Below are 12,543 nucleotides of genomic sequence, written 5' to 3' on the forward strand. Positions count from 1 at the left end.
CGCTTGCAGCGATCCGCTGAGCATAGCTGTTAGGCCGCTAGCGGGGCATCGCCCTGCCAATTAGTGATCTCGTTGCAGTAGTTGCTCAGGTTCGATGTCTTAAGAGCGGAGCCAGGATCGGCGCTGTGAAGCTCAGACGCGGTGGAGGTTAATGGAGGTTAGGGGAAGCCGAAGTTCCTCCACAGCCGTCGGGGTGAGGATGGCGCGACCTTGGGGGTGAGCCCCGGTGGTGTTCGAAGGGCGGCGTGTGCGAGGCCCGACCGCTTCGGGCTGTCGCAGCAGGCCGAGGCGGATCGGATGCCCCCCCTTCCGAGTGGGGGATGGGGGGAGCCGGAGCCGAGCCGCCGATCGTTACAGCAGCGTGGGCGAGTCCCCGGGGAGCGGAACTCCTCGTCCCGACGGCTAATCCGGATACTCCACCCAGGTTTCCTTCTCGGCCAGGTACTTCTTGCCGCGGAAGTTGACGCGGGTGCGCATGCGGCTGAAGCCCAGCTCGCGGAGCTTGGCGACGACCTGGGCGACAGCGGCGGCGATGGTGGGATGCGGCTGGCTCTCGACGGTGAGGGCTTCGTACATGACCTGGGCGCTGTAGCCCTGCGCGGTCCGGTTGACGAGGATGGACCGGTTGAAGTAACGCTCGCTCGGGTCGGTGCCCTCGATCTGGTGGCGCTCGACGACGCCCTCTCGTTTCAAGGACAGGGGCAGGGTGCTCACGAGGTCCTCCTTCGGACGCTGCCCGGATGCCGCAACCGGCGACCTAGCCGAGCCGGATTATAATGATCCTCCGTCGGGACTGCAACCGACCGGTGTCCGCCGCGCCGAAGCCAGCCCCGCCGGCCCCCGTCGCGCCGGCCGCCGTCGCGATTGACAAGGCTGCGGGGGCCTCCGTATGATCGTCCCCTGATTCCCGGAGGCGGAGGGTGACGACCAAGATCCCGGCGACCGCGGCGATCGAAAAGGGACCCCTGACCCTGACCGGCGCCCTGAACATCCCCAACAGCCTCACCCTCCTGCGCATCCTGCTGATCCCCGTCTTCGTCGGCCTGCTGGTCTACCGGCACTACGATTACGCGCTCGGGGCCCTGCTGGTGGCGGGGCTGACCGACGCGCTGGACGGGACGATCGCCCGGGTGGCGAACCAGCGCACGGAGCTGGGCGCCTACCTCGACCCCCTTGCGGACAAGCTGCTGCTGACGACGGGGTTCATCACGCTCTCGGTGCTCGGCCTCGCGCCGCTCTGGGTCGTCATCCTGGTGGTCAGCCGGGATTTGATCCTGATGACCGGGACCCTGCTCGTGCGGCTGACGGATTCGGCCGTGGACCTCTCGCCCACGACGCTGGGCAAGGGCACGACGCTGCTGCAACTGACCTACGTCTTGCTCGTGGTCGCGCTCACCTCTCGGCGGATGGACGTGCACCTGCTCGACCCGCTGCTGTTCACGGCGGCGGGCCTGACCCTCGCCTCGGGCCTCCACTATCTTTATCGGGGGTGTACGCAGCTCCACGCCTGGGACGCCTGAGCAGGATGCCCAAACGGGCCACCGGCGGCCTCCCGCGGTTTGATTGACAACCCCTTGGCCCTCCAGTAGACTTCGCGCGTGCTCCACGTCCCCACGTTCGTTCCCGGACCGCCCGCCTGCGATCACCGAATGACCCGGCCCCGGCGCGCGCTCCGCGGCGGTTGACCGGCCGGAGCAGGCGGCTCAGCCGGCGGGCGCCGCCCCGCCGGACAGGTCGGATGGCCGATGCCTACGTTCACCTACGCCGGGAAGACCCGCACGGGCGCCGTCGCCAAGGGGAAGCTCGTCGCCAAGACCCGCGAGGAGGCGGCCGAGCTGCTCCGCCGCAGGAGCCTCCTCGTCACCACGCTCCAGGAGGAAGCCGCCGCCGGCATCCTCAACAGGCAGATCGGCGGCGGGCCGACCGACAAGGACCTCGTCGTTTTCACCCGTCAGTTCGCCACGATGGTCAACGCGGGCCTGCCGCTGATCCAGTGCCTCGACATCCTCGCCACGCAGTCGGAGAACAAGGTCTTCTGCAAGACCATCGCGGAGGTCAAGGTGGACGTCGAGAGCGGCTCCACGCTGACCGACGCGATGAAGAAGCATCCCAAGGTCTTCGACGAGCTCTACGTGAACATGGTGCACGCGGGCGAGGTCGGCGGCATGCTCGACGGCATCCTGGTCCGGCTGGCGAAGCACATCGAGAAGGCGATGAAGCTCAAGAGCCAGATCAAGGGCGCCATGATCTACCCCGCGGCGGTGCTGGGCGTGTCCATCATCGTCATCGTGGTGTTGATGATCTGGGTGATCCCGGTCTTCGAGAAGATGTTCCACGACATGTCGGGCGGAAAAGCCGGGCTGCCGGCCCCCACGCAGTTCGTGATCGACGTGAGCCAGTTCTTCCAGAACAACATCCTCTCGATGGTGGCCGTGGCCGCCATCGCGATCGTCGGTCTCAAGCGGTACTACGCGACGCCGAAGGGACGGCTGGCGATCGACCGGCTCATGCTCAAGCTGCCCGTGCTGGGGGACCTGATCCGCAAGGCCGCGGTGGCGAAGTTCACCCGGACGCTGGGCACCCTGATCACGAGCGGCGTGGCCATCCTGGAGGGGCTCGCGATCACCGCCAAGACGGCCGGGAACAAGGTCGTGGAGGAGGCCATCCTCTCCGCGCGCCGGAGCATCGCGCAGGGCAAGACGGTGTCCGATCCCCTCGCCAAAAGCGGCGTGTTCCCGAACATGGTCACGCACATGATCTCGGTGGGCGAGTCCACGGGCGCGCTGGACGCGATGCTCGGCAAGATCGCCGACTTCTACGACGACGAGGTGGACGCGGCCGTGGCGGCGCTCACGTCGCTGCTCGAGCCCATGCTGATGGTGTTCCTGGGGGTCACGATCGGTTTCATCGTGATCGCGATGTACCTGCCGATCTTCAACATCGGGAAGTTCATCGGCTAGCAAGCCGGCGGGAGGACGGGCTCGCGATGGCCGCGCTGAGGGTCAGGCTGTTCTGGCTGATGGGCCTGCGGCTGGTGGTCGTCACCCTCCTGCTGGGCCTGTCGATCCTGATCCACGTCGGGCGCGGCGACCTCACGAACACGTTCTTCGCGCTCATCGCGTTCACCTACGCGGTCACCATCGTCTACGCGACGGTCCTGCGATACCTCCGGACCGAGCGGGCGCTGGTGCGCATGGCGGTCGTGCAGGTCGGCCTGGACCTGCTGCTCGAGACGATCCTGGTGGCCCGCAGCGGGGGAGTGGAAAGCCCCTTCCCCGTCCTGTACATGATGACGGTCGCGCTGACGAGCTTCATGCTGAAGCGGCGGGGCGGGCTGATCACGGCGGGGTTGGCGGCGATCCTGTTCGGGCTGGTCGTCGTCGCGCAGCTCTACGGCCTGCCGGTGCCCGGCCGGGGGATCCCGCCGAGCCGCGTCACGGTGCCGGAGACCCTCTACACGTTCGGCGTGAACACGCTGGGGCTGCTGGTGGTGGGCTTCCTGAGCGGTACGCTCGCGGAGCAGCTCCGGCGCGCGGGCCTGTCGCTGGAGGAGAAGGCGCAGGGGCTCCAGCGCCTGCAGGTCTTCCATGAGAACGTGCTGCAGAGCCTGACCAGCGGGGTGTTCTCGACGAACGCGGCGGGGCAGATCACCTCCTTCAACCGGGCGGCGCAGGACATCACTGGCTGCCCGCCGGAGGCGGTGCAGGGCCGGCTCTGGACGGAGGCCTTTCGCTGGCAGCGGTCGGACATCGCGCCGGCGGACCCCGCGGCGCTGACGGGGCCCTACCGGTTCGAGGCCGAGGGCCGGCGGGCCGACGGCAGCCGCGTGGTGGTGGGCATGACGCTCTCGCCGCTGACCGAGAGCGGGGTCCGGACGGGGCTCGTCGGGGTGTTCCAGGACCTCACCCAGGTTCGGGACCTGCAGGCGGAGATGCGGCGGCGCGAGTGGCTCGCCACGCTGGGCGAGATGTCGGCGGGCATGGCCCATGAGATCCGGAACCCGCTGGCCGCGCTCGCCGGCTCGATGCAGATGCTCCGCAAGGACCTGGCGCTCGACGAGACGAACGCGCGGCTGATGGACATCGCGGTCCGCGAGGCGACGCGGCTGGACGCGATCATCACGGAGTTTCTCCAGTACGCGCGTCCGCCGGCCCTGAACCTGAAGGAGTGCGACCTCAATCGCGTCCTGAAGGACGTGCTGGACCTGCTGGCGCACGAGGCCCAGAGCCGGCCGGGGATCGTCCTGGACAGCCGGCTGGGCAACGGGCCGATGACGGCGCAGGTGGACGAGAACCAGGTCCGGCAGGTCTTCTGGAACCTGGCGACGAACGCCTTCGAGGCCATGCCCAAGGGCGGCCGGCTTGCGATCGCCACCCGGCGGCGCCGCGTCGGCGTCGGCGCCCGGAGCGGTGAGGTGATCGAGGTCGCCTTCGAGGATACGGGCGAGGGGATCAAGAAGGAGGACCTGGACAAGATCTTCCTCCCCTTCTTCACGACGAAGCGGGAGGGGTCCGGGCTGGGCCTGGCGACGGTGCACCGGATCGTGGACCTGCACGGCGGCTGGATCCGGGTGGAGAGCCAGGAGGGCCGGGGCTCGAGCTTCGTGGTCTGCCTGCCGCGCGTCGCGGAGGGGGGACCGCGCCTCTGGTACGAGGGTAGGGAACCGTGGAAAAGATCCTGATCGTCGACGACGAACGCAGCATGCGCGAGGTCCTGAGCATCATGCTCAAGCGGGCGGGGTACGCCGTGTCCGTCGCCGCGGACGGCGAGGAGGCCGTCGCCCAGATCGGCAAGGAGATCTTCGACCTGGTCATCACCGACCTCAAGATGCCCAAGGTCGGCGGGCTGGATGTGCTCAAGGCCGTCAAGGAGTCCTCGCCCGAGACCGTGGTGCTCGTCATCACCGCCTTCGCCTCCACCGAGTCGGCGGTCGAGGCGATGAAGCGTGGGGCCTACGACTACCTGACGAAGCCCTTCCAGGTGGACGAGGTCCAGCTCATCATCCGCAACGCGCTGGAAAAGCGGCGGCTCACGACCGAGAACATCCTGCTCAAGCGCGAGATGGCGAGCCAGTCCTCCTTCGCCCAGCTCATCGGGCAGAGCGAGGCCATGCAGAAGGTCTTCGAGATGGTGCGGCGGGTGGCCGACAGCCGGAGCAACGTGCTGATCTGCGGCGAGAGCGGCACGGGCAAGGAGCTGGTCGCCCGCGCCATCCATTACAACAGCGCGCGCAGCCGGATGCCCTTCGTCACGGTCAACTGCAGCGCCCTGCCGGAGCCGCTGCTGGAGAGCGAGCTGTTCGGACACATGAAGGGCTCCTTCACGGGCGCGGTGGCGAACAAGGCCGGCCTGTTCGAGGTCGCCAACGGCGGCACGATCTTCCTCGACGAGATCGGCGAAACGACGCCGGCCACCCAGGTCAAGCTGCTGCGCGTGATCCAGGAACGGGAATTCCGGCGGGTCGGCGGGACCAAGAGCGTGCAGGTGGACGTCCGCATCGTCGCGGCCACCAACAAGGACTTGGAGAAGGCCGTGGCGGAGGGCTCGTTCCGCGAGGACCTGTACTACCGTCTGGACGTGATTCCCATCCAGTTGCCGCCGCTGCGGCTGCGGACGGGCGACATTCCCCTGCTCGCGCAGCATTTCCTCGAGCGCTTTTCCAAGGCGAGCGGCCGCCCCGTCCCCACGCTGAGCCAGGAGGCGATGCACGCTCTCCTGGAGCACGAGTGGCGCGGTAACGTCCGGGAGCTGGAGAACCTGATCGAGCGGGTGGTTGCCTTCGCCTCCGGGTCCGTCATCTCCGACGAGGAAATCCGCGGGTGGCTGCACCGGCCGCCGACCGCGCCCCCCTCGGCCATGCCGACCGACCTGCCGCCCGAGGGGCTCGACCTTGAGGAGCTGATCAACCGGATTGAAAAGGAGCTGCTGCTCAAGGCCCTGGAACGCGCCCGCTGGGTGAAGAAGAAGGCGGCCAAGCTGCTGAAGCTGAACACGCGCTCCTTCCGGTACCGGCTGGAGAAGTACGCGATCAAGGGTGGACAGGACTAGCGTCAGGCGTGAGGGGGAAGGGGTGAGACGCATGAGGGAGGAAGTGTGCGTGGCGGCGCCTGCCAAGGTGAACCTCATCCTCCGGGTTCTGGACCGGCGGCCCGACGGCTACCACAACCTCTGGTCGGTGATGCAGACGGTCGGGCTGGCGGACGAGCTGCGCATCCGTCTCCGGCCGGACGGCGGCGACGTGCGTCTGACCTGCGCGGACCCGGCCGTGCCGACGGACGGACGCAATCTGGTCGTCCGCGCCGCGGCGCTTGTGTTGGAGCAGGCCGCGGCCGCCGGCCTCCCCAAGGTCGGCCTGGAGATCGCGCTCACGAAGCGCATCCCCGTCGCCGCGGGGCTGGGCGGTGGGAGCAGCGACGCGGCCGCGACGATCCTGGCCTTAAACGGCGCCCTGGGGCTCGGCTGGTCCGCGGCGGAGATGGCCGGGCTCGGCGAGCGGCTGGGCAGCGACGTCCCCTTCTTCTTCTACGCCCCGACCGCCCGGGTCTGGGGCCGGGGCGAGCTCGTGGCCTCGCTGCCGATGCGCGGGACGCGCTGGCTCGTGCTCGTCAACCCCGGCTTTCCCATCGAGACCCGCGGCGCCTACGAGCGACTCGCGGCCTCCCGCACCGGCCCGCGGCCCCTGTCGGCGATCATGGCCGGACTGGCCGAGCGCGGGGAGTCGAGCTGGGAGGAGATCGTCCCGCTGATGGAGAACGACTTCGAGCCGGCGCTCACCCCGGCCTACCCGGCGCTCGATCAGATCAAGCGGGAGCTGCTGGCGGCCGGCGCCCAGGCCGCGCTGCTCTCCGGGAGCGGCGCGACGGTGTTCGGCGTCTTCGCCGACGAGGCGGGTGCGCGCCGCGCGGCGTCGGCGCTCGCCGCGCCGGGCCGCCGCGTCGAAGCCGCGCCGGCCGGGGGCGCGTGACGGCGCGCGCGACGGCCGGCGTCCTCACCGCTTCTGTTGACAACGCTCCCGCGTTTCCGATACTGTCGTCTGTCCTCTTCGGGCTCAATTCCTGGTCAACGTCGGGGTGAACGGCGCATCGAGCGGCGATCGCGACTCCGGGTCACGCGGAGGGAGCCATGTCCAGAGAGCTCAAGCTGTTTACCGGCAACGCGAATCCAGGCCTGGCCAAGGAGATCTGCGCCTACCTCGGCATCAGCCTCGGCGGGGCGACGGTCTCGGCCTTCAGCGACGGGGAGATCCGGGTCCGCATCGAGGAGAACGTCCGGGGCGCGGACGTGTTCGTCATCCAGTCCTGCTGCGCGCCGACCAACACCTCCCTCATGGAGCTGTTGATCATGATCGACGCGCTGAAGCGCTCGTCGGCGGACCGGATCACGGCAGTGATTCCCTACTACGGCTACGCCAGGCAGGACCGGAAGGACCAGCCGCGCGTGCCGATCACGGCGAAGCTGGTCGCCGACCTGATCACGACGGCGGGCGCCGATCGCGTGTTGACGATGGACCTGCACGCGGGGCAGATCCAGGGCTTCTTCAACATCCCGGTGGACCACCTGTACGCGCTGCCCGTGCTGCTCGACTACATCAACAAGCGCGGCGTCGAGGACCTGGTGGTCGTGTCGCCGGACGCGGGCGGGGTGGAGCGCGCGCGGGCCTTCGCCAAGCGTCTCCAGGCCGGGCTGGCGATCATCGACAAGCGGCGCGAGGGGCCGAACAACGCCCAGATCATGAACATCATCGGCGACGTGGAGGGCAAGAGCGCGCTGCTGCTCGACGACATGATCGACACGGCGGGGACGATCGTGCAGGGCGCCAAGGCCTGCGCGGACAAGGGGGCCCGCACCGTCTGGGCGGGCTGCACGCACGCCGTGCTCTCGGGCCCGGCGTTGGAGCGGCTCCAGGAGTCCTGCCTGACCGAGGTCGTCGTGACCAACACGATTCCGTTGAACGGCAAGGAGCAGCGCTGCCCGAAGCTGCGGGTGCTGTCCGTGGCGCCGCTGCTCGGCGAGGCGATCTCGCGGATCCACGAGGAGCAGTCGGTCAGCTCGCTCTTCGCCTGAGGGCGGGGCAGGGGGGCGGCGGGGGCGCGGGCCCCGGGCCCGCGGGAAGTCGGGGGCATCTGGAGGAACCATGAGATTCGAACTGGCGGCTGAAATCAGGGAACAGGCGGGCAAGGGCGCGGCCCGGCAGTTGCGGCGGAGCGGGCGGGTTCCGGCGGTCCTCTACGGGCAGGAAGACTGTCTCCTGCTGACCCTGTCCCCGGCCCCGTTGACCAAGATCCTGCGGGGGCACGCGGGGAGCACGGCGCTGATTACGCTGAACATCGCGGGGGCCGCGGCGAAGGCCACGCGGACCGCGCTGCTGCGCGACTATCAGGTGGACCCCGTCACCGGCGAGCTCCTGCACGCGGACTTCTTCGAGATCTCGATGAACAAGCCGATTCGGGTCAAGGTGCCCGTCGCGCTCGTGGGCGGTGTGCCGGCCGGGGTGAAGGAAGGCGGCGTGCTGCACCACAACCTGCGTGAGCTGCACATCGAGTGCCTGCCGGCCGCCCTGCCGGAGCACGTCGAGGTGGACGCCTCGGCGCTGACGATCGGGCACGGCATCCACGTCCGCGAGCTGCCGCCGGTCGAGGGCGTCCGCTTCATGGACGATCCCGACCAAATGGTCGTGAGCGTCGCGGCCCCGATCTCCGAGGCCAAGCTCGAGGCCCTGCTGACGAGCGGCGCGGCGGCCGAGGAGGGCAAGGAGCCCGAGGTGATCGGCAAGGGCAAGGAGGAGGCGGCGGCGGAGGGCGCCGAGAAGGGCGCCGCGCCGGCCGAGGCGAAGGCCGGCGAGAAGAAGGAGGCCGCGCCCGCCAAGGCCGAGAAGAAGGAGGCCAAGGAGGAGAAGAAGAAGTAGCCTTGCGCCTGATCGTCGGCCTCGGCAATCCCGGCGAAGAGTACGCGGCGACCCGACACAACGTCGGCTTTCTGGTGGTCGAGCGGGCGGCCGCCCGCTGGCGCATCGGCCTCCGCCGGAGGGGGGAGGCGCGCCGGGGCGAGGGGCGCGTCGGCGAGGTCGCGGTCGCGCTGGCGATGCCGCTGAGCTGGATGAACCGCTGCGGTCCCACCGTCAAGGCCCTCCTCGACGAGTTGGCCCTCTCGCCCGCCGACCTGGTCGTCGTCCACGACGACCTCGACATGGACCCGGGCCGGTTGCGCCTCCGGCGCGACGGCGGCACCGGCGGCCACAACGGGCTGCTCTCCCTCATCACCGCCCTCGGCACCGCGGACTTTCCCCGCCTCAAGGTCGGCATCGGGCGACCCGAACCAGGCGAAGACCCCGCCGACTACGTGCTCTCGCCCGTCCGCGAGGATCAGCGGGCGGCCTTGGGGGAGGGGCTGGACCGCGCCGTGCTGGCGCTCGAATGTCTCGTGACCGCGGGACTGACCGCCGCGATGAACCGGTTCAACAGCAAGCCGAAGGTGGAAGGCTGAGCGCCGTCTCCCGGAGAACGTCATGGGCTTGTGCTGCGGCATGATCGGGCTGCCGAACGTCGGAAAGACGACCGTGTTCAATGCGCTCGTCGGCGGCGGGGCGGTGGCCGCCAACTACCCCTTCTCGACGGTCGAGACCAACGTGGGCGTCGCTATCGTCCCGGACGCCCGCCTGGACCGGCTCGTCGCGATCTTCGGGTCCCGGAAGAAGACGCCGAGCACGCTGGAGGTGCGCGACATCGCCGGCCTGGTGGAGGGCGCGAGCCAGGGGCAGGGGCTCGGCAACCAGTTCCTGGGACAGATCCGGGAGGTGGACGCCCTGATCCACATCGTGCGCTGCTTCGAGGATCCGGACGTCGTCCACGTCGCGGGCGGGGTGAACCCGCTGCGCGACATCGCCACGATCGAGGCCGAGCTGATCCTGGCCGATCTCGAGACGCTGGAGCGTCGGAAGGAGCGGGTGGAGAAGCGGGTCCGAGCCGGCGAGGCCAAGGCCCAGAAGGAGCTGCCGTTCCTGCTCCGGCTCATCGAGTGGCTGGGGGCCGGCGAATGGGTCGGCGGCCGGTCCTTCTCGGCGGACGAACGGCTCATCCTCACCGAATGCCAGTTGCTCTCGGCCAAGCCGGTGCTCTTCGTCGCCAACGTCTCCGAGGGGACGTCGGCGGACGATCCGGTCGTCCGGTCGGTCGTCGAGCAGGCGGAGAAGAAGGGCGCGAAGGTCGTGGTGCTCTGCGGGCAGCTCGAGGCGGAGCTGGCCGCCCTGCCGGAGGGGGAGCGGGCCGACTACCTCAAGGCGCTCGGTCTCGCCGAGCCCGGCCTGGCGCGGCTGACCCGGGCGGCCTACGAGCTGCTGGGGCTGATCACCTTCTTCACGGCGGGCGAGACCGAGTCGCGGGCCTGGCCGATCGCCAAGGGCCTCAAGGCGGCCCAGGCGGCGGGCAAGATCCACTCCGACATGGAGCGCGGCTTCATCCGCGCCGAGGTCTACCATTACGACGATCTGATCGCCTGCGGCTCCGAGGCGAAGGTGCGCGAGAAGGGCCTGTTCCGCCTCGAAGGCCGGGATTACGTCATCAAGGAAGGCGACGTGGTCTATTTCCGCTTCAACGTGTAACGATCTCACCCCTTCTCCCCCTGCGGGAGAGGGCGGGGTGAGGGGACTTGGCCCGGCTGGCTATCCGGTGCGAAGCCGGCAAAATGGCGGGCAGCATAGGGGAGCGCCCGCATGAAAACGGTCACCATCGAGTTGCCGCCGGAGTTGATGCAACTTCTGGGGTCGGAAGAAGAGGCCGAAGGTAGCCTTGGTCTTGGATTGCGTCCGCTAAGGCAAGCTCTCTCGTGTCAAGGCGGCGGAATTGCTCGGTCTCCCCTTGCGTGACCTGCCGGGTCTCCTGGCCCAGTATCGCATCCCCTGGTTCGACTACTCTGCCGACGATCTTCAGCGCGGCCTGCAGGCGTTGCGTAACAAGGACAGCCAGGCCCGGTGATCCTCGTCCTGGACTCCCGCGTCCTCATTACCCCGCGTGATTCATGAGCGCTTCTGCTGCAACCGCGGATTCGCGGCGCGACGCGCCCGTCTCGCGACGCGACTCCACGGTTTCGCGACGAACCATCATGAATCATGCGGGTTACGTTTTCCCGTATTGGCCAACTCGATGTTGACGAAGGGCTGTATCGTCTGATCCTTCAGCGGGCCGGAGAGCTTCCTGTCCATCAGCTCGCCTTGCGTCGGTTCCTCCATCCGCCCGAGCCGGTCGCGCGACGGCCTGACGTCGCGGTCTATCCAGCCGTTCGCGCCTTGACAAAGGCACGCAACCGCAGATATTGTGTGTGTTTCGAGTAGGGATGCTTAGGAACAGAAATGCGAATGACTGCCACCCCCTGATCGTTCAACGGGTTGGCGAGCCTCACGAAGTCACGGCGCTAGACTCGTCGTGGCAAGAGTTCGCCCTAATCCGACAATGAATGGAACGCGGAACTGCCTAAGAGGGAGCGGGTGGCGTGGCGAGCGGGTCCCCCGTCGCCCGCAGCGGAAGGGGCGAAGGGCCCATAGGTTGCCCAACAGGTTGCCCAACCAGCACGGTCACACAGCGCCCGTACCCCGCCAAACGCCGAAGCGCCCCCCATGGGGGGAGGGGTGGAGCGAGGACGACGGGGGCGATCGCCACGACAGGACCCGCTAGAGTTGCTGTAGGTACCATCAAGGATTTTCGGATTAGGGTTAGTTCGCCTTGCCCACGGAAATAAGGCCCGGGCAAGCGACAGGCGGCGCCTCCAAACGATTCGCAACCTCCTCTAATGAGCTCTCCGTATCTTCTGTTTCCAAGACACCGAGCGTCGAGACAGGTCAGCGCATATCGGCAGAGGAGACACACCTTCTTGAAGCGCTCGCGCAGTTGCTTCCGACTGCCGCGGCATCCTACCGCCAGGCCGTTTCTGATCTCCTCGCGCCAGCACGTCACTCACACCGTGGCACCGCCACCGAATTGCGCGAAGCACTGAGAGAAACGCTCGATCATCTCGCCCCAGGGGCAACCATCAGTCATTCAGTCATCGGGCATCCGGTCTACGAGGCGGTCCCATTCTTTGATGGCCGGTTTGACATGATGATCCAGGTGAGTCAGGGCTACGTACAGGCGTCCCTCGGACTCGTCTCGCTTCTCGTCCGCGGGAGGCGATCCTTTCAAGATCGCGACAAGCGCAAGAATTTCCTCGATGGTCCCAAGAATCTCCTCGAAATGATTATCCAGGAGCGAACTCGATGGCGTAAGGAACGAGTCCTTTTCAGCCACCACCGACTGCCGTCGTTGCTTAATCATGGCGCGCCCCTTTACTTCAACCGTCGCTCCAGATTCTTCACGGGCTGTTCCCAGGCGTTAATCTCGACCTCCCAATGTCGGATGCGGCTTCCATCCGGAGTCGCACGCTGCTGCTCGATCGCGATCGTTATACGATGGTCGATAATCCGCCGTCACAGGCTGTCCAGACGGGTTCGTAGTTTTTTAGGCTCTTCAGGAATTTGTGTGGGTAACTGATCCCTCTTGCGCTATGCTTGGGGCC

Annotated in this window: 11 protein-coding genes and 1 pseudogene; 10 read left to right on the top strand and 2 right to left on the bottom strand. The window is 68.0% G+C overall.

What is annotated here, in order from left to right; all coding sequences use genetic code 11:
• Positions 1-402: 402 nt before the first annotated feature.
• Positions 403-714, bottom strand: a complete 312-nt coding sequence (locus AC1U7O_RS04980) for a hypothetical protein (protein ID WP_479893481.1) — start codon at positions 712-714, stop codon at positions 403-405.
• Between the two features lie 206 nt (positions 715-920).
• On the opposite strand from AC1U7O_RS04980, the gene AC1U7O_RS04985 reads away from it, so the two are divergent.
• The 10 genes and pseudogenes from AC1U7O_RS04985 to AC1U7O_RS05030 form a co-directional block, all read left to right on the top strand.
• On the top strand, positions 921-1,520 hold the full coding sequence (locus AC1U7O_RS04985; RefSeq protein WP_479893483.1) for a CDP-alcohol phosphatidyltransferase family protein: 600 nt from the start codon (positions 921-923) through the stop codon (positions 1,518-1,520).
• Between the two features lie 225 nt (positions 1,521-1,745).
• Positions 1,746-2,960 (top strand): type II secretion system F family protein, encoded by a 1,215-nt coding sequence (locus AC1U7O_RS04990; RefSeq protein WP_479893484.1) that lies wholly within the window; start codon positions 1,746-1,748, stop codon positions 2,958-2,960.
• A gap of 26 nt (positions 2,961-2,986) precedes the next feature.
• A complete protein-coding gene (locus AC1U7O_RS04995) occupies positions 2,987-4,681 on the top strand; it encodes an ATP-binding protein (protein ID WP_479893486.1) in 1,695 nt (564 codons plus the stop codon).
• Complete coding sequence (locus AC1U7O_RS05000) at positions 4,666-6,048, top strand: sigma-54-dependent transcriptional regulator (protein ID WP_479893488.1); 1,383 nt, start codon at positions 4,666-4,668, stop codon at positions 6,046-6,048. Before AC1U7O_RS04995 ends, AC1U7O_RS05000 begins: the two co-directional genes overlap by 16 nt.
• Positions 6,049-6,079: 31 nt before the next feature.
• Positions 6,080-6,964, top strand: a complete 885-nt coding sequence (gene ispE / locus AC1U7O_RS05005) for a 4-(cytidine 5'-diphospho)-2-C-methyl-D-erythritol kinase (RefSeq protein ID WP_479893489.1) — start codon at positions 6,080-6,082, stop codon at positions 6,962-6,964.
• Between the two features lie 158 nt (positions 6,965-7,122).
• Positions 7,123-8,064, top strand: coding sequence for a ribose-phosphate diphosphokinase (locus AC1U7O_RS05010; RefSeq protein ID WP_479893491.1), 942 nt, complete (start codon positions 7,123-7,125; stop codon positions 8,062-8,064).
• 70 nt (positions 8,065-8,134) lie between these two features.
• The gene (locus tag AC1U7O_RS05015) at positions 8,135-8,905 is read left to right on the top strand and encodes a 50S ribosomal protein L25 (RefSeq protein ID WP_479893492.1); all 771 of its coding nucleotides are present in this window, start codon (positions 8,135-8,137) and stop codon (positions 8,903-8,905) included.
• A gap of 2 nt (positions 8,906-8,907) precedes the next feature.
• Positions 8,908-9,483 carry an aminoacyl-tRNA hydrolase gene (gene pth / locus AC1U7O_RS05020; protein ID WP_479893494.1) on the top strand — a complete coding sequence of 192 codons (576 nt, stop codon included), beginning with the start codon at positions 8,908-8,910 and terminating at the stop codon, positions 9,481-9,483.
• Between the two features lie 22 nt (positions 9,484-9,505).
• Complete coding sequence (gene ychF, locus AC1U7O_RS05025; protein WP_479893495.1) at positions 9,506-10,597, top strand: redox-regulated ATPase YchF; 1,092 nt, start codon at positions 9,506-9,508, stop codon at positions 10,595-10,597.
• A 223-nt stretch (positions 10,598-10,820) separates the two neighbouring features.
• Positions 10,821-10,970 (top strand): annotated as a pseudogene (locus tag AC1U7O_RS05030) (UPF0175 family protein); the annotation flags it as partial.
• 1,059 nt (positions 10,971-12,029) lie between these two features.
• On the opposite strand, the gene AC1U7O_RS05035 reads toward AC1U7O_RS05030, so the two are convergent.
• A complete protein-coding gene (locus tag AC1U7O_RS05035) occupies positions 12,030-12,302 on the bottom strand; it encodes a hypothetical protein (protein WP_479893496.1) in 273 nt (90 codons plus the stop codon).
• Positions 12,303-12,543: the final 241 nt, after the last annotated feature.

It is taken from the genome of Candidatus Nitrospira neuquenensis (assembly GCF_979578155.1).

Excerpts from the sequence above, each read along its gene's own strand:
- AC1U7O_RS04990 (WP_479893484.1), top strand. The coding sequence starts at position 1,746 with ATGCCTACGTTCACCTACGCCGGGAAGACCCGCACGGGCGCCGTCGCC.
- AC1U7O_RS04995 (WP_479893486.1), top strand. The coding sequence starts at position 2,987 with ATGGCCGCGCTGAGGGTCAGGCTGTTCTGGCTGATGGGCCTGCGGCTG.
- ispE (WP_479893489.1), top strand. The coding sequence starts at position 6,080 with ATGAGGGAGGAAGTGTGCGTGGCGGCGCCTGCCAAGGTGAACCTCATC.
- AC1U7O_RS05010 (WP_479893491.1), top strand. The coding sequence starts at position 7,123 with ATGTCCAGAGAGCTCAAGCTGTTTACCGGCAACGCGAATCCAGGCCTG.
- AC1U7O_RS05015 (WP_479893492.1), top strand. The coding sequence starts at position 8,135 with ATGAGATTCGAACTGGCGGCTGAAATCAGGGAACAGGCGGGCAAGGGC.
- ychF (WP_479893495.1), top strand. The coding sequence starts at position 9,506 with ATGGGCTTGTGCTGCGGCATGATCGGGCTGCCGAACGTCGGAAAGACG.
- AC1U7O_RS05035 (WP_479893496.1), bottom strand. The coding sequence starts at position 12,302 with ATGATTAAGCAACGACGGCAGTCGGTGGTGGCTGAAAAGGACTCGTTC.